Raw genomic sequence first — 20328 nt, 5'->3', positions numbered from 1 at the left:
ATTGGTTTGGAAAGGTATTATTTTACTTTAGCATTTTGTTTTTTGCACACAAAATACTCAGGCCGTCTGAAGATTGCCTTTCAGACGGCCTGAAGTTGATTTTGCCTTATCTTTTTTCCTGACGACGTATCAGATACACCGCCAACAGTGCAAACAAAACCGTCGGCAATGCGCCTGCCAAAAACGGCGGCACGCCGTACAACTGGCTGGTAAAGCCGAAGAGCCGTCCGGCAAAGTGGAACAGCAAACCGAGACAGATACCGCCGAAAAGTTTCAAGCCCATATTGCCGTGGCGCGTCGTTTGCGGCGTAAAGGCGAAGGCAACAAGCGCCATCACCCATGCGGCAACGGGATACACCAGCTTGCGCCACCATGCGATGGCATAGACTTGGGTATTTTGGTTGTTTTTTTCCAGATGGTCGATGTAGGTGGTCAATTCGCCGACAGACATTTGGTCGGGCTTGACGAGCAATACATCCATCAGGTTGCGTTTGACGGAAATCGGCCAGTTTTCTTCAGTGGCAGTAGAAACTTCGACTTTATCTTCTCCCAATATACTGCGGCGGATATTTTTCAGCTGCCAGCTACCGTCTGGATTCAAAACGGCAGATTCGGCTTCCGCCGCTTGGGTCAATTCGTTTTTATCGTTGCGCTGCCAAATTTTGATGCCCAAAAGCGTATGGTCGGGCAACATTTCGCGCACGTTGATGATACTGTTTTTTTCTTTCAGCCAAAGGCCGGTATTGCCGGTACTGATTTTGCCGTTAATAGCGGCGGCTTTGATGTTTTCGGCTTTTTGGCTCAGCGTGGGCGCAACCCATTCGCCAAGCGCAACGGTGGCAATGGCGAAAATCAGTCCGAACTGCGACAGAATCAACAGCAGCTTTTTGGTGCTCATGCCGCTGGCTTTGATAACGGTCAGCTCGCTGCCGGAAGCCAGTTGGCTGAGGGAAATCAGGCCGCCGATCAAAACGGCGAGCGGCATCAGTTCATATGCGCGCGCAGGCATCTGCATTAAAACATACTGCCCCAACTTTGCGCCGTTATAGCTGCCTTTTCCAAGATCGCCAACTTCGTTGATGATTTCAAAAAAGCTGTACAAAGCGAGGAAGGCAAGGAGGGCATAAACCGCCATAACCGCCATTTGACGGATGATGTAACGTGAAATCAGGTTCATTTTCCGCCTTTCAATGTCAGACTTTTGGCAACCGCCTGCCAGAAGGGTTGGCTAGGCATACTGCGCACGCGCAGCAGGACGACGGCAATCACGAACATGATGATGTGCATAGGCAGCAGTCCGAGCCAGAAATGGATTTTGCCGTCTTCCACAGCATTGCGCAGGAAGGTCAGCCCGTTTTGGTAAACCAAAAACAAACCGATGGCAATCAGGATATTGTAGGTATGGCCGCTGCGCGGATTGAAATAGGAAAGCGGCACGGCAAGCAGGCAGAGCAGAAGGACACTGACGGTCAAGGAAATACGCCACATCAATTCCGCCTGGTGTTGGGGGTTGCTGCTGCCAATCAGTTGGGCGGTCGGAATGGTACGGCGGTGTGATACAGGGTCGATGAGTTTGGGCGTGGTGCTGATAATCAGGCTGAGGTGTTGGAAAGAAACGCGGTTGTAGTCGGCTTTGCCGGGCGTACCGCTGTAACGGTAGCCGTCGCGCAATTCAAGCGTGCGTTTGTTGTCGGTCAGCGAAAAATTGCCCTCTTTGGCAAAAACGATGTTGTCGTTGCCGTTTTTGTCCTGCTCGCGCAGGAACAGGTTTTTCATGATGCCGGATTCAGTATCGAAGGTTTCAACAAAATAAACCCTGCCGTTGCGCTTACCCAAGCTATTGAACTCGCCGGCTTCCACCAAAGACAACTCCTGCTTCTGCTTCAAAATTTCAGCATATTCGCGGCTGCGCAACTCTGCCCACGGCATTACCCAAAGCTGCATGACGGCAATCAAAATGGCAAACGGCACGGCAAACTGCATGACCGGGCGTATCCATTGTTTCAATGCCAATCCGCAAGAGAGCCAAACCGACATCTCGCTGTCGCGCCAGTAGCGGGTCAATACGGTCAACGTACTGATAAATGCGGTCAACACCAGCAAAAGCGGGGTCATGCCGATTACCCAGAAGCCGACTAAGGCCAACACGGCATCGATGGCGACACGCCCGTCGGCTGCGCGGCCAAGCAGGTTGATGGCCTGCGTGGACACCAATACCGCCAAGAGGACGACAAAGATGCCGACGGCGGTAAAGGAAAGTTCTTTAATAAAGTTTCTTTGGTAAATCATAAGATTGAGCGTGGTATACGGTTTATGGGAAACCTATATTTATTAATAAGGCTTCAGACGGCATGACACAAATGGAGTACAATGATTTTCATCTGTTCGGACGGTTGGTCACAGGCCGTCTGAACAACCGACAACCGTTCCAATCAGGAGAATAAACGTGAAATTTAGCACAAAAGCCGAAACTTTGCAGGCTCAACAGGCAGGTGCGCAATTATTTGTCTGCGCCGAAGCATCGCAACTGAGCAACCCAACTGCCCTCGCCCTCTTCGCCTCCCTTGAAGAAGGTCAAAATTTCGCCGACACCAAAATCCCGACGGACAACGGTTTGCAAGCCATTGCCGTCGCCCGCCTCGAAAAAACCGACCGCGCCGCATTGAACAAAGCCGCAGCCGAAGCCGCCAAATGGGCGCAAAATCAAGAAACGGTCAATGTGGACGTTTATGCCTTTGAAGAAGCGCAAGCAGTAGCCGTTGCCGAAGCGTTTGCGATTGCGTTCGGCAATGCCGCCTACCGTTTCGACCGCTACAAAAAAGAAGCCAAACCGGCCAAATTTGCAGAAGCCGTGTTCCACAGCGCACACGAAGCCGCCGTCAAAGAAGCCCTGCGCGTTGCCGAAGCGCAAGTTTACGGACAAAGCCTCTGCCGCGACTTGGGCAATGCCGCACCCAACGAATGCACGCCTGAATTCCTCGCGCGTACCGCCAAAGCCGAAGCCGAAAAACTGGGCGCACACGCCAAAATCATTGAAAAAGACTACATCAAAGAAAACATGGGTTCGTTCTGGTCTGTCGCCAAAGGCAGCGTCGAAGACCCATATTTGGTCGAACTGAGCTATTTCGGTGCGGCCGACAAAGAAGCCGCGCCCGTGGTATTGGTCGGCAAAGGCATTACCTTCGACACCGGCGGCATTTCCCTCAAACCCGGCCTGAACATGGACGAAATGAAGTTTGACATGTGCGGCGCGGCAACCGTTATCAGCACCTTCTGCGCCGCCGTCAAACTACAACTGCCGATCAACCTCATCGCTGTCGTCGCCACTTGTGAAAACATGCCTTCCGGCGCGGCCAACAAACCGGGCGACGTCGTAAAAAGCATGAAAGGCTTGACCATCGAAGTGTTGAACACCGATGCCGAAGGCCGTCTGATTTTGTGCGACGCATTGACTTACGCCGAACAATTCAAACCCAAAGCCGTTATCGACGTCGCCACCCTGACCGGCGCGTGCATTATCGCCTTGGGCCATGACGTCAGCGGCGTGATGGGCAACAATCAAGATTTGGTCGACAGCCTGCTGGCCGCTTCCCGCAACGTGGACGATAAAGCATGGCAGCTGCCGCTCTTTGAGACTTACAAAGACCAACTCAAATCCAACTTTGCCGACATTCCAAACATCGGCACGCCCGGCGCAGGCACGATTACCGCCGCAACATTCCTGTCTTACTTCACCGAAGACTATCCATGGGCACACCTCGACATCGCAGGTACCGCATGGAAATCCGGCGGTGAAAAAGGCGCGACCGGCCGCCCTGTTCCTTTATTGTTGAACTATCTGCGCAATGTGAAATAAATCTTGGGGGAAGCCTGCGGGGTTACACATTTCAACCCCGCAGGCCGTCTGAAAACGGAATCCGCATTATCTGACTCAACCTGACAAACGGAGAACCACCATGAAACCACTATTTGCCGCATTATCTGTCGCCCTTCTGCTCGGCACATCCATAAGCGCTCAAGCTGCCGAACAAACCACCCCCACCGACCGCAGCATCCAAGTGTACAAAAAAGCCGACTTAGCTGAATGGAACCGCGAAAATGCAGCCGGAGGCCAAGGCTCCTTGCTCGGCAGCTTTGCCTTCACGCGCCATCAAACCGCCGACCAAGACGCATTCAAAGAAATCGGCTGGCTCACATTACCGCCGGGTGCCTCCATCGGCCAACACAAACATACCGGCAATGAAGACGTTTACATCATCGTATCCGGCAAAGGCCTGTTTACCGATAGCGAAGGCAAACAAACCGAAGTCGGCGCCGGCGACATTACCATCGCCCGCCCCGGCCAGTCCCACGCACTCAAAAACATCGGCAAAAAGCCGTTGGTATTCTTGGATTTGATTGCAGAGACCGCTGGCGCTAAAGCCGCCGAAACCAAGTAATACTTTCAATGAAAGCAAACAATCTGCCATAACTTTCTGCCTTACCCAAACCAGGCAGCAGAGTGATTGTTCCGTTTTCATTTAAATCCACATACAAGCTAAAGGCCGTCTGAAAACCACGCTATGTTTTCAGACGGCCTTTTTTCTCAAAAATCTTATCATATATAATGAAATGTTATATAATAACAGCCTTTCGAAATATGATGAGAAACTAAAATGACACAAACCACACTCAAACCCATTGTTTTATCTATTCTTTTAATCAGCACCCCCATTCTCTCCCAAGCGCATGAAACCGAGCAGTCGGTTGACTTGGATGAGGTTACCGTCGTCGGTAAAAGCCGTCCACGCGCCACTTCGGGGCTGTTGCACACTTCGACCGCCTCCGACAAAATCATCTCCGGCGATACCTTGCGCCAAAAAGCCGTCAACTTAGGCGATGCTTTGGACGGCGTACTGGGCATTCATGCCTCGCAATACGGCGGCGGCGCGTCTGCTCCCGTTATTCGCGGCCAAACTGGCAGACGGATTAAAGTGTTGAACCATCACGGCGAAACCGGCGACATGGCGGACTTCTCGCCCGACCATGCCTTGATGGTGGACAGCGCCTTGTCGCAACAAGTCGAAATCCTGCGCGGCCCGGTTACGCTCTTATACAGCTCGGGCAATGTAGCCGGTTTGGTCGATGTTGCCGATGGCAAAATTCCCGAAAAAATGCCTGAAAACGGCGTATCGGGCGAAGCCGGATTGCGTTTGAGCAGCGGCAATTTGGAAAAACTGACATCCGCAGGCATCAATATCGGTTTGGGCAACAACTTCGTCCTGCATACCGAAGGCTTGTACCGAAAATCGGGCGATTACGCCGTACCGCGCTATCAAAAAGAAGAAGGCCGTCTGAAACGACTGCCCGACAGCCATGCCGATTCAAAAACAGGCAGCATCGGCCTGTCTTGGGTTGGGGATAAAGGGTTCCTCGGCGTGGCGTACAGCGACCGTCGCGACCGCTACGGCCTGCCTGCGCACAGCCATCTCTACGATGACTGCCACGCCGACATCATCTGGCAGAAAAGTTTGATTAACAAACGCTATTTGCAGCTTTATCCGCATCTGTTGACCGAAGAAGACGTCGATTACGACAATCCGGGCTTGAGCTGCGGCTTCCACGACGACGATAATGCACACACCCATACCCACAACGGCAAACCGTGGATAGACCTGCGCAACAAACGCTACGAGCTCCGCGCCGAATGGAAGCAGCCGCTCCCCGGTTTTGAAGCCCTACGCGTACATCTGAACCGCAACGACTACCACCACGACGAAAAAGCAGGCGATGCAGTAGAAAACTTCTTCAACAACAAAACACACAACGCCCGTATCGAGTTGCGCCACCAACCCATAGGCCGTCTGAAAGGCAGCTGGGGCGTGCAATATTTGGGACAAAAATCCAGCGCGCTTTCCGCCATTCCTGAAACTGTCCAACAACCGATGCTGATTGACAATAATGTGCGCCATTACAGCTTTTTCGGTGTAGAACAGGCAAACTGGGACAACTTCACGCTTGAAGGCGGCGTACGCGTGGAAAAACAAAAAGCCTCCATCCAGTACGACAAAGCATTGATTGATCGGGAAAACTACTACAACCAACCCCTACCCGACCTCGGCGCGCACCGCCAAACCGCCCGCTCGTTCGCACTTTCGGGCAACTGGTATTTCACACCACACCACAAACTCAGCCTGACCGCCTCCCATCAGGAACGCCTGCCGTCAACGCAAGAGCTGTACGCACACGGCAAGCACGTCGCCACCAACACCTTTGAAGTCGGCAACAAACACCTCAACAAAGAACGTTCCAACAACATCGAACTCGCGCTGGGCTACGAAGGCGACCGCTGGCAATACAATCTGGCACTCTACCGCAACCGCTTCGGCAACTACATTTACGCCCAAACCTTAAACGACGGACGCGGCCCCAAATCCATCGAAGACGACAGCGAAATGAAGCTCGTGCGCTACAACCAATCCGGCGCCGATTTCTACGGCGCGGAAGGCGAAATCTACTTCAAACCGACACCGCGCTACCGCATCGGCGTTTCCGGCGACTATGTACGAGGCCGTCTGAAAAACCTACCGTCCCTACCCGGCAGGGAAGATGCCTACGGCAACCGTCCTTTCATCGCGCAGGACGACCAAAACGCACCCCGCGTTCCGGCTGCTCGCCTCGGCGTCCACCTGAAAGCCGCGCTGACCGACCGCATCGATGCCAATTTGGACTACTACCGCGTGTTCGCCCAAAACAAACTCGCCCGCTACGAAACACGCACACCCGGACACCATATGCTCAACCTCGGCGCAAACTACCGCCGCAATACACGCTATGGCGAGTGGAATTGGTACGTCAAAGCCGACAACCTGCTCAACCAATCCGTTTACGCCCACAGCAGCTTCCTCTCTGATACGCCGCAAATGGGGCGCAGCTTTACCGGCGGCGTGAACGTGAAGTTTTAAAATCGGACAGGCAAACAAAAAAGGTTTTCAGACGGCCGTCTGAAAACCTTTTTCTTGTTTTAACCAATCATTTAAAACTGACTATTAATCTTTCAACACATCTTGCGCAGCCGCTTGAATCTTAGCCGCCGCCGCTTCGATTTGCTGCTGTTCGGTAGATTGGTTTGCCACTGTTTCAGCCGGAGCCGCTTGAGAAGCAGACGCAGCTTGAGAAGCTGCGGCTTTAGGCTCAGATTCAGTTTGCGGCGCAGTCAGCGGCAAACGTGCCAATACAGTGCTGACGCCGGTTACTTTATCGCCAATCGCCACTTGCGCCTGCGCATCGACAGGCAGATACATATCCACGCGCGAACCAAAGCGGATAAAGCCATAGCGTTCGCCACGGGACAGTTTCGCACCGGCTTGGGTGTAGCACAAAATACGGCGCGCCACCAAACCGGCCACTTGAACAAAAGTAATTTCACGACCAGAAGCCGTAATCGCCAACACCGCGTTACGTTCATTTTCCGTGCTGGCTTTGTCCAAATCCGCATTCACGAATTTGCCTTTGTTATAAACCACTTTCGTTACCGTACAATCGGCAGGCGATTTTTGCGAATGCACGTTGAACACGTTCATAAAAATACTGATTTTCAAAGCATCGACATCACGATACGGATCGCGTGCGCGCTCGACCACCACGATACGGCCGTCAACCGGGCTCAACACCGCTTCAGGATTTTGCGGAATTTCACGCGCAGGGTCGCGGAAAAACTGCAAAGCAAATACGGTAAACACCCAAAACGGCAAAGACCACCAGCCGCAACACATCGACACCAGCAGGCTCAAAGCCAAACCGCCGCCGATAATCGGCCAGCCCTCACGGGCGATAATCGGGTGGGGATACAAACGGTTCATCACTTATCCTTCATTTAATAATTTCAAAATTGTCGCCATTATATCTGAAACTCCAAACATTGAGGCCGTCTGAAATGTTCAGACGGCCGGTGTCCTTTGTAAAAAATACTCAACATAGATAAAGTTTCAGTTCGGCAACACAATGACGCAGCGTCCTCAACAAGCGGCTCACACGCTCCAACAACTCTCCGCAAATATCATTTTGACCAAACCACTGCCCTCGATTATCTCGACAAACCCAGTATGACCGCCAATACCAGCCAAATCCAATGCCGACGGCGCGATGTAGAAAACAAAGCGCGTTGAGACAGCAAACGCGTTTGGCTCAACTGATACGCCACATCTGCGAGCTTAATCAACTGATTGCCCTGTCGTGTTTTGCTTTCTTCCGCTTTACGCAGTTTCAAATTTTCCGCTTCAATCCGCAGCCGCACCAGCTTAGCTTCTAAAAGCAGCAGCTCGCGCTCTTCTTCATACTCCTGTTGCTTCATCGTCCGCATCCTTATCTATCTCACCGCGCAAATACGCAATGTCCGATCGAATATCCTGCAAGGTTTCAGCCACGCGACTGCCCTGCTCCCGATAGTCCGCCGATACTTTGCGGAACAATACAGCAATAATCAGCAGACTTACAAAGAAAATGCCGAAAAATACCCACAAAGCGGCCACATCCGACAGCACGCGGTTCAATCCGAACAGCAAACCGACCAAGCCCACCATCAACAATGCGCCGGACAACACCAGCCAAATCGCCAACCGGAACACATTCTCCGCCTGACGCGTCAAATCCAAGCCCAATACCTGCAAACGCAGCAGCAGCAAATCCGCGCCCTGATTCAACAAAGCCTTGCCATGTTCAAAACGCTGGCGAATTCCCATCTCGATTATCCTTTTTTCTTAGGAAACATAAGGCTAAGGCCGTCTGCACGGCGCAATGAAATCCATGATTTCATATACACACCTGTTCAGACGGCCTTAACATATTCGCATTAACGGCGGTTCAACAACACACCGACAACCAAACCGGCCAATGCGGCAAAACCCATTGCATAATATGGTTTTTCATGCACCACTTCATCAGCTTGTTTGGCACCGCGTTTCAAGCGTGCACCAGCATCTGACTCTAATTCGGAAAAAAGCTCTTTACCATCTTTAAATCGTTCGCTAATTTCTTCTTCGAAGCTGCTAAAACGCTCTTTGGCTTCTGCCAATTTTGCTTCCAATTTAGCGCGAATTTTACTACCTTCTTCCGAACCGGCTTCAACACCATTGCGGTACAGTTCGTCCACATCATCCATTACTTCTCGGATATCTTCCAACAAAGCATCACGACGTTTTTCAAAATTATGTTTTTTCATACTACTCTCCTATAGATTGATATGATTACAGATTGTTTATCTGTTAATAGTATTATAACCATTTATTTCCAAATAAACGTTAATTTAAATTAAATTAAGTTCCTATAACGAAAACAACCCAATGAAATTAAAAAAGGCCGTCTGAAAACTTCAGACGGCCTTTTCAATTCAGCTTAAAGACTTAAGTCTTATGCCAAACCTTTTGCTTTCAACACTTCCAGCATGGTAGTGCCCAACTCGGCAGGGCTGCGGGTGTAAGCGATACCGGCTTTTTCGAAAGCGGCGAATTTTTCTTCGGCAGTACCTTTACCGCCAGAAATAATCGCACCGGCGTGGCCCATACGTTTGCCTTTAGGAGCAGTAACACCAGCGATGTAACCTACAACAGGTTTGGTTACGTTGGATTGGATGTATTCGGCTGCTTCTTCTTCCGCAGTACCGCCGATTTCACCGATCATGATGATGGCGTCGGTATCTGGGTCTTCTTGGAAGAGTTTCAGTGCGTCGATTTGGTTCATACCAGGAATCGGGTCGCCGCCGATACCGATACAGGTTGATTGACCCAAACCCAGTTTGGTGGTTTGTGCCACAGCTTCGTAAGTCAATGTACCGGAACGGGAAATAATACCGATGCGGCCCGGAGTGTGGATGTGGCCCGGCATAATACCGATTTTGCACTCACCCGGAGTAATCACGCCAGGGCAGTTAGGGCCGACCAAGCGGGTACCGTTGCCGTTGGTTTCCAAGTAACGTTTGGCTTTGAGCATGTCCAAAGTAGGCACGCCTTCGGTAATCACAACGACCAAGCCTACGCCTGAATCAACTGCTTCAACGATAGAATCCAAAACAAACGGAGCTGGAACGTAAATTACAGATGCGTCAGCGCCGGTTTCTTTAACGGCTTCTTTCATGGTGTTGAATACAGGCAGGTCCAGATGGGTTTGACCGCCTTTGCCTGGGGTAACGCCGCCGACAACTTTAGTGCCGTAAGCCAGAGCTTGTTCGGAGTGGAAAGTACCGTTTTTACCGGTGAAACCTTGAACCAATACTTTGGTGTCTTTATTAATCAATACGCTCATTCTTTTCTCCTTAGGCGTTTACGGCTGCAACAATTTTTTCGGCTGCGTCATTCAGGCCGTCTGCAGAAGTCAGTTTCAGACCTGATTCGTTCAGGATTTTCGCGCCGAGTTCGGCATTGTTACCTTCCAAACGAACAACGACAGGAACGTTGACGTTGATTTCTTTAACGGCTGCCACGATGGCTTCCGCAATCATGTCGCAACGTACGATACCGCCGAAGATGTTGATCAATACGCCTTTAACGGATTTGTCTTCCAAAATCAGTTTGAACGCTTCAACCACGCGATCTTTGGTTGCGCCGCCGCCAACGTCCAAGAAGTTGGCAGGTTGGCCGCCTTTGAGTTTGATGATATCCATAGTGGCCATCGCCAAACCGGCACCGTTAACCATACAGCCGATGTTGCCTTCCAGGGCAACATAGTTCAGGTCGAATTCAGAAGCTTTCAGCTCACGTTCGTTTTCTTGAGATTTGTCGCGCAATTCAGCGATTTTTGGCAGGCGGTAGAGCGCGTTGCTGTCGATACCGATTTTGCCGTCCACGCAAGCCAGCGCGCCGTTTTCGCGAACTGCCAATGGGTTTACTTCAAACAGGGCGAAGTCGTTTTCGATAAACGCTTTGTACGCGCCGGTCATCAGTTTGACGAACTCGTTGATTTGTTTGTCTTTCAAGCCCAGTTGGAAGGCAACTTCGCGAGCTTGGCAAGGTTGCAGGCCGACCAGCGGATCAACGGTTACTTTGAAGATTTTTTCTGGAGTTTCGGCAGCAACTTTTTCAATTTCCACGCCGCCTTCGGTAGAAGCCATGAATGTAACGCGGCGGGTAGAACGGTCAACCACTGCGCCCAAGTACAGCTCGGTTTGAACCGGATACATGTCTTCGCAAACCAAAACGCTGTTGACAGGTTGGCCGTTGGCATCGGTTTGGTAAGTTACCAAGTTGGTGCCAATCAGGCTTTCAGCCACTTCTTTAGCTTCTTCGCGGCTTTTAACGACTTTTACGCCGCCCGCTTTACCGCGGCCGCCGGCATGTACTTGTGCTTTGACAACAGCGAATTTGCCGCCCAATTTGTCGTAAGCTGCAGCGGCTTCTTCGCCGTTGTGTGCCAAAATACCGCCTTGTACGGGCAAACCGTAGCTAGCCAGCAGTTCTTTAGCCTGATACTCGTGTAAATTCATGGATTTCTCCTTAAGGTGAGTGGGTTTTAGGAATCGCCCTGCGGCCAATCCCATATTTTCAGACGGCCCTACTATTTACTGAAGGGCAACCACATCCGCGCCAGCAGATACATGGTTGCACCGCCTCCTCCGAGAATAAAAAAGACAATGCCTTTTTTACGCGAATTCGGGCAGAGCAGATAAACGGCAAGGCTGAAACTGATAAACAACAATGCCACGCGCCAAACCAATTCTTTATCTTTGAAACGGTTGAGCGTATAAGTTTCGGTCATCATCACATACATCTGCCACAATGCGGCCATACACATGCTGATGATGCCCATCGGTATAAAGAAAATACCGACTATTTCTTTGTTCATAACGAATGTAAATGCTGTTTGTTTGTCTGATGGAATTATAAATCAGAAAACGAAGCTCTCGAAACATTCAATTTGTCGGAGGCCTTAAGGCCGTCTGAAAAGTTTCAGACGGCCTTAATGTCTATCAACCGTGCAAAGCGCGTTTGTCAGCCGCCAATGCAGCTTCGTGAACCACTTCGGACAAGGTTGGGTGGGCATGGATAATGCGGGCGATGTCTTCGCTGCTGGCGAAGAATTCGAGCGCAGTCACGCCTTCGGTAACCAATTCGCTGACAACCGGGCCGATCATGTGTACGCCCAAGATACGGTCGGTTTTGGCATCTGCCAACACTTTAACCGTACCTTTGGCTTTGCCCATTGCCAATGCGCGACCGTTTGCACCGAAACCTGAAGTACCTTTTTTGTACTCCACGCCTTCGGCTTTGAGCTGCTCTTCGGTTTTACCCACCCAAGCGATTTCAGGGTCGGTGTAAATAACAAACGGTACGTTGTTGAAGTCGATATGCGGTTTTTGACCGGCAATGCGCTCAGCAACGGCAACGCCTTCGTCGCTGGCTTTGTGTGCCAACATTGGGCCGCGGACCACGTCGCCGATTGCCCATACGTTAGGCAGGTTGGTACGGCATTCGCCATCTACTTTGATAAAGCCGCGCTCGTCTTTTTCCAAGCCTACGGCTTCCGCGTTCAGGCCTTTGGTGTTTGGAATACGGCCGATGGCAACGATCAGTTTGTCGAATACTTCGGTTTTGGCTTCGCCGGCAGCAGTTTCGTAAGCAACGGAAACGCCTTTGCCTTCGGATTTGATGTCGCCGATTTTCACGCCCAATTCAATGCTCAGGCCTTGCTCTTTAGTGAAGTATTTGAAGGCTTCTTTGGCGATTTGTTGGTCGGCGGCAGCCAAGAAGGTCGGCGCAGCTTCAAGAATGGTAACTTCTGCACCCACGCGGTTCCATACGGAACCCATTTCCAAACCAATCACGCCGGAACCGATCACGCCGAGTTTGGCAGGTACTTCGGTCAGGTTCAATGCACCTTCGTTGTCCAATACGTTCACATTGTCGATAGCGACTTGTGGCAGCGGACGCGGTACGGAACCGGTGGCTACGATGACGTGTTTGGCTTCGATAACGGTTTTCTCGCCTTTGTTATCGACTTCGATTTGGTAAGCATCGCCATTTTTACCGGCAAAGGAAGCAGTACCGAACAGGCTGGTTACTTTGTTTTTTTGGAACAGGAATTTCACGCCGCCGGTCAGTTTGGTCACGATGGCATCTTTGCGCTCAATCATTTTGGCCGCGTCGAATTTTACGTCGCCGACAGTGATACCGTGTTCAGCAAAATCATGTTGCGCCGCGTGGAAATATTCGCTGGATTGCAACAGGGCTTTGGAAGGAATACAGCCTACGTTTAAGCAAGTACCGCCCAATGCAGGGGCATTGCCTGCTTTGTTAACGCCTGCGTCGACGCAAGCGGTTTTGAAACCCAGTTGCGCGGCACGGATGGCGGCAACGTATCCACCCGGGCCTGCACCAATCACTACTACATCATATTGAGACATCGTGTCATCCTTTGCTTTTGGCAGTATCTCAAAATAAAAACGATACTTTTTGTTTCTTTTTTATTTTGAATGACTGCGTTTTGATGGTTTTAAGAAAAGGCCGTCTGAAAGTCCATATCTGTCGATTCATTCGAATCAAATGTTTCAGACGGCCTCAATCGTTCGTTGAGCCTATTGTAGCACGATACTACATTACGCTACATCTAAATAAAAATTCAGACGGCCTTTTCATTAATAAATAAAAGGCCGTCTGAAACGATTAAAGATCCAACAACAGGCGAGCTGGGTCTTCCAACGCGTCTTTAATGGCTACCAAGGTCAATACAGCTTCTCGGCCGTCAATAATACGGTGGTCGTAAGACAGAGCCAGATACATCATTGGACGGACAACAACTTGACCGTTTTCAACCACAGCGCGCTCTTTAGTAGCGTGCATACCCAAAATCGCAGATTGAGGCGGGTTGATGATCGGGGTAGACATCATAGAACCGAAAGTACCACCGTTGGTAATACTGAATGTACCGCCGGTCAGATCTTCGATAGCGATTTTGCCGTCTTTGGCTTTTTTCGCGTAATCAACAATTGCTTGTTCGATGTCGGCAATGCTCATTTGGTCGGCATCACGCAGGATTGGCACAACCAAACCGCGTGGGCTGCCAATTGCGATACCAATGTCGAAGTAGCCGTGGTAAACGATGTCTTTGCCGTCAACAGAAGCATTCACAACCGGGTATTTTTTCAGGGCGGCAACAGCGGCTTTAACGAAGAAGGACATAAAGCCCAGTTTTACGCCGTGTTCTTTCTCGAATTTATCTTTGTACTTCGCACGTAAGTCCATGATCGGTTTCATGTTGACTTCGTTGAATGTAGTCAGAATGGCGTTTTCTTGTTGAGAAGCCAGGAGGCGTTCTGCAACACGGGCACGCAGGCGGCTCATTGGTACGCGTTCTTCAGGACGTGCGCCGGCAGGCAGCGCAACAGCAGGAGCAGCGGCTGCGGCAGGTTTGGCAGCAGCATTTTGTACGTCTTCTTTCAATATGCGACCGTCACGGCCGGAACCTTGCAATGCGTTTACGTCAACACCGGTCTCGGCAGCCAGTTTTGCAGCGGCAGGCATCGCGGCGTTGTTTTGTGCAGCAGCAGGAGCGGCGGCTGGGGCAGCTTCGGTAGGAGCAGCGGCTGCAGGTGCTTCAGCAGCAGTAGCAGCTGTATCGATGCGTGCCAAAACTTGATCGGCAACAACGGTTTCACCGTCTTGCGCTACGATTTCAACCAATACGCCGGCTTGTGGAGAAGGTACTTCCAAAACCACTTTGTCAGTTTCGATATCGATCAGGATTTCGTCACGGGCAACTGCTTCACCAACTTTTTTCTTCCATTCCAAGAGCGTGCCTTCAGATACGCTTTCAGACAGCATAGGTACTTTTACATCAATAATCATTTTGTGTCTCCAATGGCCCTTTCAGACGGCCTGTTGTGTGTTTTTAATTCTGCATATGGGCACTCCGCCTGAGCAACCTCAGACGGAATGCTACTTGGTTTACAACACCAAAGCGTCTTCAACCAATTGTTTCAATTGAGCAATGTGTTTGCTTGAGTAGCCCACTGCAGGCGATGCACTGCTTGGACGACCGGCATAAGACAGTTTTTGCTCTTCGCTGATAACGTCTTCGATGCGGTGGCGGATTTGATAGAACGCGCCTTGGTTTTTCGGCTCTTCTTGCGCCCAAACCACAGATTTTGCGTTCGGATATTTCGCCAGTTCAGCTTTAACTTCGTCGTATGGGAACGGATACAGCTGCTCAACGCGGACGATAGCAACATCATCTTCCAGTTTACGCTCGGTACGGCCAGCTTCCAAGTCATAGTAAACCTGACCGGCACACAATACCACGCGTTTCACGCTGTCGTTGCTTGCGCGTTCGGCGGTATCACCGATAACCGGACGGAAAGTCGAACCTTCGGTGAAGTTTTCCAGCGGGCTCATTGCACCTTTGAAGCGCAACAGGCGTTTGGACATGAAAATCACCAACGGTTTGCGGTATGAACCCAAGACTTGACGTTGCAAGAGATGGAACATTTGCGACGCTTCAGACGGCATGATGACTTGCATATTGTTCTCAGAACACAGTTGCAACCAACGTTCTACGCGTGCAGAAGAGTGCTCGGGGCCTTGACCGTCGTAGCCGTGCGGCAGGATGGTGGTCAGACCGCACAAACGACCCCATTTGGTTTCGCCTGAAGACAGGAATTGGTCGATAGTCACTTGCGCGCCGTTGGCGAAGTCACCGAATTGAGCTTCCCAAATGGTCAGCTTATCAGGAGCGGAGCAGGCAAAGCCGTACTCGAACGCCATCACGGCTTCTTCGTTCAAAATGGAGTCGATGACCAGGAACTCGCCCATGCCTTCGCCCATATGACGCAGAGGAACATAAGTACCGTCGTCCCATTTTTCACGGTTTTGATCATGCAATACTGCATGACGGTGTGAGAATGTACCGCGGCCGGAGTCCTCACCGGAGATACGTACGCCATGACCTTTAGTCAGCAGGCTTGCGTATGCCAAGGTTTCGGCCATACCCCAGTCGATGGCTTGTTTGCCGGATGCCATGGCTTTACGCGCTTCAATCACACGTTTCGCAGTCGGATGCAGGGCAAAGCCTTCCGGTACGGCGGTAAACTTCTCGGTAAGACGCTCAATATCTGCGGCAGGCAAACCGGTTTCGATGTGTTCACGCCAATCTTTACCTTGGTATTTACTCCAATCGATTTGTGTGCGTTGGAAATTGCTCAAAGTTGTTTGCTCAACATGTTCGCCTTTGTCCAAAGCATCACGGTAGGCTTGGATGTAACCGTCAGCCTCAGCTTGGGTTACCACGCCTTCGGCAATCAGTTGCTCGGTGTACAAAGCACGCGCACCTGGGTGTTGCGATACTTTTTTGTACATCATCGGTTGGGTTAAGGTCGGATCATCGCCCTCGTTGTGGCCCCATTTACGGTAGCAGACAACGTCGACCACGATGTCTTTATGGAATTTTTTGCGGTAATCCAAGGCAGCTTGGATGGCAAAGCAAACGCGTTCAGGATCATCGCCGTTCACATGGATAACCGGAGCGGAAACCATTTTCGCGATATCGGTACAGTATACGGTAGAACGGGTATCGCGGGTATCGGAAGTGGTAAAGCCGATTTGGTTGTTGATCACGATGTGAACAGTACCGCCGGTGGTATAACCGCGTGTTTTAGACAGGTTGAATGTTGCTTGGTTAACACCCAAACCGATAAATGCAGAGTCACCGTGAATCAATACCGGCAAAACTTTATCGCGGCCGTTTTCGCCCAAACGTTTTTGTTTGGCGCGCGCAGAACCTTCCACTACTGGGTTAACAATTTCCAAGTGTGACGGGTTAAATGCCAAAGAAACGTGCATTGGGCCATGCGGAGTGGCGATGTCGGAGCTGAAGCCCATGTGGTATTTCACGTCGCCGCTAGGCAATTTGATTTCGGCACGGCCTTCAAATTCGGCAAACAGATCAGCCGGTTTTTTGCCCAAAATGTTAACCAAAACATTCAGACGGCCACGGTGTGCCATACCGATAATGACTTCTTCCACTCCGTCTTTACCGGCGTTTTGAATCAGGTAGTTCAAACCGGCAATCGCGCTTTCACCGCCTTCTACACCAAAGCGTTTTTGGCCGACATATTTGGTATGCAGATAGCGTTCCAGAGTTTCGGCAGCAGTCATTTCTTTCAAGATACGGCGTTTTTGTTCAACGTTGTAGCTTGGTGTAGACAGTACGCTTTCAAAATAATTGCGAACCCAGCGACGCTCTTCGGTATTTGGAATGTAGATGTACTCTACCGCGATATGACCGCAGTAGGTTTGTTTGAGGTTGCTGATGATTTGGGACAGAGGCAGTTTGCTCTGACCGGAAAAATCGCCCTCGCCCATATTGAACTGAAGCGCCATATCGGCATCTGACAGACCGTGGAATTTAGGATCGAGAGCTTCAATATTTTGAGGAGGAATACGTTTGAGCGGATCAAGTTGGGCTGCACCCACGCCTTGGATACGATAGGCAGAAATCAGTCGCAAAACACTGACTTGCTTTTTCATCATTGCCTCATCCACACCGCCTGCGACGGCTGCGGCAATTTTCTTTTTAGCCAAAGTGGCAAATGATTCACGAATCGGTGTATGGGCAACATCGACAGCGACTGCGCCCGGCTGTTTACTCAAATCGGTAAAGTACTGTTTCCATTTTTCATCGACAGATTCCGGATTATCCAGAAACTTTTCATACAACTCCTCGATGTATGGCGCATTAGAACCAAACAGATAAGAGAAATTGAGTTTTTCGTCCATCATGGCGTGAGCTCTTTTCTTTAAAATATAAACAAAGGGTAGAATCCCGTGTTCTCCGAACGGAATTCAGGCCGTCTGAAATGACACTTTATTCTACCCTATTTCAAATCAAATTACCTGCTATCAACTTAATTAATTACGACCAACCTCATTGAAAACGGCAATTCGATTTTTTCAAACGACTTTTCAACAATATATTAATGTATTGTCTATTAGCGTTTATCTACCGGAACGTAATCACGACGTTCTGCACCGGTATACAGTTGACGTGGGCGACCGATTTTCAGTGCCGGATCGCTAATCATTTCATGCCAATGAGAAATCCAACCTACACTGCGCGACAATGCGAAGATAACGGTAAACATTTCAGTTGGAATGCCCAATGCGGACAAGACGATACCGGAGTAGAAATCGACGTTTGGATACAGCTTGCGCTCAACAAAGAATGGGTCTTTCAGTGCAATTTGTTCCAATTCCATCGCCAGCTTGAATTTAGGACTGTCTTCCAAGCCCAATTCTTTCAAGACTTCATAACAGGTTTCGCGCATGATGTTGGCTCGTGGATCCATATTGCGGTATACGCGGTGACCGAAGCCCATCAGACGGTATTTGCGTTGTTTCACACCTTCCATGTATGCGGCAACATTAGATACATCGCCGATTTCGTCCAGCATCTTCAACACAGCTTCGTTTGCACCGCCGTGTGAAGCACCCCACAGACAGGCGATACCGGCAGCGATACAGGCAAATGGATTTGCACCAGAAGAGCCGGCCAAACGTACAGTCGAAGTAGAAGCGTTTTGCTCGTGGTCGGCATGCAAAATAAAGATGCGGTCGAGCGCGCGAGCCAATACTGGATTAGGTTTGTATTCTTCACATGGTGTTGCAAACATCATGTGCAAGAAGTTTTCAGCATAGGAAAGGTTATTTTTTGGATAATTGAACGGCAGACCGTTGGAATAACGGTAACACATTGCTGCAATTGTCGGGATTTTGGAGATTAAGCGGTAAATCGCAATTTTGCGGTGTTCAGGATTGGCAATATCCAAGCTGTCTTGATAGAAAGCAGACAAAGCGCCAACCACGCCAACCATCATCGCCATCGGATGCGCATCGCGACGGAAACCGCGGAAGAACCAAGTCAGCTGCTCATGTAGCATAGTATGGCGACCGACTGTGGCATCAAATTCTTTTTTCTGTTCAGGGGTAGGCAGTTCGCCGTAAATCAACAGGTAGCAAACTTCCAAGTAATCGGATTTTTCGGCCAACTGCTCGATAGGATAACCACGGTAATACAACAGACCTTCATCGCCATCAATATAAGTGATTTTGGATTCGCAACTTGCAGTGGACACGAATCCGGGGTCGAAGGAAAACAGACCTGTATTTTTTGTCAAAGCACGAATATCAACCACATCATGGCCGATACTTGCTTCCAATACTGGCAGTTCCAAGGTCTCTTGATTTGGGGTGGTGAGCTTGACTGATTTAGACATTCTTAAACTCCTTTGTAAGTTGGGGCTTTCGTTGCCGCCCAAGCGGCACGGTCCTTTTTTTCAGACGGCCTCCGTATGGAAAGAGCTTGTTCGGATTGGCATCGCAAACAAGCTCTATAACACGTCATGCCTGTCTGATTTTTTCAAGCATGGGAATCAGGTGTTTCTTGTCCGTCGCCGAATGTCCGTTAATCAAGGCAAGCAACTCTTGGTCTTGAAATTCGAGGATTTCGGAAAATTCGGACAACTCCTGATCACTCAGGTGCTCGAATTCTTTTTCCATGAACCTGCCGAAGATTAAGTCTAATTCCAATAATCCCCGGCGGGTTTGAAAACGGATTTTCCGTTTGGCAATATCGTCAAAAACCATCATTTCTTAAACGGCTCGTTTCAACATAATCTCTTTAATCTTACCGATGGCTCGGGTCGGATTCAAGTGTTTAGGACATACGTCTACGCAGTTCATAATGGTGTGGCAACGGAACAAACGGTATGGGTCGTTCAGATTATCCAAACGCTCGTTAGTAATGGTATCACGGCTATCCGCAATGAAACGGTAAGCATTCAGCAAACCGGACGGACCGACGAATTTATCAGGATTCCACCAGAATGACGGGCATGCAGTCGAGCAGCAGGCACACAAAATACATTCGTACAAACCGTCCAACTCTTTACGCTCTTCCTGAGTTTGCAAACGCTCTTTGTCCGCATCAATCGGATTGTCGTTGACAACATAAGGTTTGATGGAATGATATTGTTTGAAGAACTGGGTCATATCCACAATCAGGTCGCGGATAACAGGCAGACCCGGCAGAGGACGGATTTTGACCGGCTGTTTTAGGCTGCGCAAATCAGTCAAACATGCCAAGCCGTTTTTGCCGTTGATGTTCATACCGTCAGAACCGCAAATACCTTCGCGGCAAGAACGGCGGAAAGACAATGTATCGTCTTGTGCTTTCAGACGCACCAAAGCGTCCAAAAGTTTAACGTCGGTTGGTTCCAATTCCAACTCGTAACGTTGCATATAAGGTTTAGCATCAACGTCCGGGTTGTAACGGTAAATTTCAAAACTCATTTTTTCCATGAGAAGTGTT

The 20328-nt window shown here is 50.1% G+C and carries 18 protein-coding genes; 3 read left to right on the top strand and 15 right to left on the bottom strand.

Features of this window, described 5'->3' with window-relative positions; all coding sequences use genetic code 11:
- Positions 1–106 precede the first annotated feature (106 nt).
- Positions 107–1177 carry an LPS export ABC transporter permease LptG gene (gene lptG, locus HMPREF2865_RS02805; protein ID WP_070645464.1) on the bottom strand — a complete coding sequence of 357 codons (1071 nt, stop codon included), beginning with the start codon at positions 1175–1177 and terminating at the stop codon, positions 107–109.
- A complete protein-coding gene (gene lptF, locus HMPREF2865_RS02800; RefSeq protein ID WP_004519285.1) occupies positions 1174–2289 on the bottom strand; it encodes an LPS export ABC transporter permease LptF in 1116 nt (371 codons plus the stop codon). The genes lptG and lptF overlap by 4 nt, the downstream gene beginning before the upstream one ends.
- 157 nt (positions 2290–2446) lie before the next feature.
- On the opposite strand from lptF, the gene HMPREF2865_RS02795 reads away from it, so the two are divergent.
- The 3 genes from HMPREF2865_RS02795 (at position 2447) to znuD (ending at position 6944) form a co-directional block, all read left to right on the top strand.
- A complete protein-coding gene (locus HMPREF2865_RS02795; protein ID WP_070645462.1) occupies positions 2447–3856 on the top strand; it encodes a leucyl aminopeptidase in 1410 nt (469 codons plus the stop codon).
- 100 nt (positions 3857–3956) lie between these two features.
- Positions 3957–4439: a cupin domain-containing protein gene (locus HMPREF2865_RS02790; RefSeq protein WP_070645460.1), complete on the top strand. Its 483-nt coding sequence runs from the start codon at positions 3957–3959 to the stop codon at positions 4437–4439.
- A gap of 216 nt (positions 4440–4655) precedes the next feature.
- Positions 4656–6944 (top strand): TonB-dependent zinc receptor ZnuD, encoded by a 2289-nt coding sequence (gene znuD / locus HMPREF2865_RS02785; protein WP_070645458.1) that lies wholly within the window; start codon positions 4656–4658, stop codon positions 6942–6944.
- An 84-nt stretch (positions 6945–7028) separates the two neighbouring features.
- Here znuD and HMPREF2865_RS02780 read toward each other — a convergent pair whose 3' ends face one another.
- The 13 genes from HMPREF2865_RS02780 to HMPREF2865_RS02720 form a co-directional block, all read right to left on the bottom strand.
- Complete coding sequence (locus HMPREF2865_RS02780) at positions 7029–7841, bottom strand: phosphatidylserine decarboxylase (RefSeq protein ID WP_070645456.1); 813 nt, start codon at positions 7839–7841, stop codon at positions 7029–7031.
- A 224-nt stretch (positions 7842–8065) separates the two neighbouring features.
- Positions 8066–8332 (bottom strand): hypothetical protein, encoded by a 267-nt coding sequence (locus HMPREF2865_RS02775; protein ID WP_070645454.1) that lies wholly within the window; start codon positions 8330–8332, stop codon positions 8066–8068.
- Positions 8313–8720 carry a phage holin family protein gene (locus tag HMPREF2865_RS02770; RefSeq protein ID WP_049329791.1) on the bottom strand — a complete coding sequence of 136 codons (408 nt, stop codon included), beginning with the start codon at positions 8718–8720 and terminating at the stop codon, positions 8313–8315. Before HMPREF2865_RS02770 ends, HMPREF2865_RS02775 begins: the two co-directional genes overlap by 20 nt.
- A 110-nt stretch (positions 8721–8830) precedes the next feature.
- A complete protein-coding gene (locus HMPREF2865_RS02765; RefSeq protein ID WP_070608049.1) occupies positions 8831–9199 on the bottom strand; it encodes an ElaB/YgaM/YqjD family protein in 369 nt (122 codons plus the stop codon).
- Positions 9200–9387: 188 nt separating this feature from the next.
- On the bottom strand, positions 9388–10278 hold the full coding sequence (sucD, locus tag HMPREF2865_RS02760) for a succinate--CoA ligase subunit alpha (RefSeq protein ID WP_002244992.1): 891 nt from the start codon (positions 10276–10278) through the stop codon (positions 9388–9390).
- A 10-nt stretch (positions 10279–10288) separates the two neighbouring features.
- Positions 10289–11509 carry an ADP-forming succinate--CoA ligase subunit beta gene (sucC, locus tag HMPREF2865_RS02755; protein ID WP_004519273.1) on the bottom strand — a complete coding sequence of 407 codons (1221 nt, stop codon included), beginning with the start codon at positions 11507–11509 and terminating at the stop codon, positions 10289–10291.
- A 17-nt stretch (positions 11510–11526) separates the two neighbouring features.
- Entirely contained in the window at positions 11527–11814 is a 288-nt protein-coding gene (locus HMPREF2865_RS02750) for a hypothetical protein (protein WP_004519272.1), read from the bottom strand.
- A gap of 124 nt (positions 11815–11938) precedes the next feature.
- Positions 11939–13372 carry a dihydrolipoyl dehydrogenase gene (gene lpdA / locus HMPREF2865_RS02745; protein ID WP_070645452.1) on the bottom strand — a complete coding sequence of 478 codons (1434 nt, stop codon included), beginning with the start codon at positions 13370–13372 and terminating at the stop codon, positions 11939–11941.
- A 259-nt stretch (positions 13373–13631) separates the two neighbouring features.
- Entirely contained in the window at positions 13632–14813 is a 1182-nt protein-coding gene (gene odhB / locus HMPREF2865_RS02740) for a 2-oxoglutarate dehydrogenase complex dihydrolipoyllysine-residue succinyltransferase (RefSeq protein WP_070645450.1), read from the bottom strand.
- Between the two features lie 99 nt (positions 14814–14912).
- Entirely contained in the window at positions 14913–17741 is a 2829-nt protein-coding gene (locus HMPREF2865_RS02735; protein WP_070645448.1) for a 2-oxoglutarate dehydrogenase E1 component, read from the bottom strand.
- A 209-nt stretch (positions 17742–17950) separates the two neighbouring features.
- On the bottom strand, positions 17951–19234 hold the full coding sequence (gltA, locus tag HMPREF2865_RS02730; RefSeq protein WP_070645446.1) for a citrate synthase: 1284 nt from the start codon (positions 19232–19234) through the stop codon (positions 17951–17953).
- A gap of 124 nt (positions 19235–19358) precedes the next feature.
- The gene (locus tag HMPREF2865_RS02725; protein ID WP_003678830.1) at positions 19359–19607 is read right to left on the bottom strand and encodes an FAD assembly factor SdhE; all 249 of its coding nucleotides are present in this window, start codon (positions 19605–19607) and stop codon (positions 19359–19361) included.
- Between the two features lie 3 nt (positions 19608–19610).
- On the bottom strand, positions 19611–20318 hold the full coding sequence (locus HMPREF2865_RS02720; RefSeq protein ID WP_003678833.1) for a succinate dehydrogenase iron-sulfur subunit: 708 nt from the start codon (positions 20316–20318) through the stop codon (positions 19611–19613).
- Positions 20319–20328: the final 10 nt, after the last annotated feature.

The organism is Neisseria sp. HMSC073G10 (genome assembly GCF_001812605.1).
Taxonomy (GTDB): Bacteria; Pseudomonadota; Gammaproteobacteria; order Burkholderiales; family Neisseriaceae; genus Neisseria; species Neisseria subflava_A.
The sequence above is the reverse complement of the archived record's forward strand: the minus strand, read 5'-3'. Positions and strand labels throughout refer to the sequence as shown.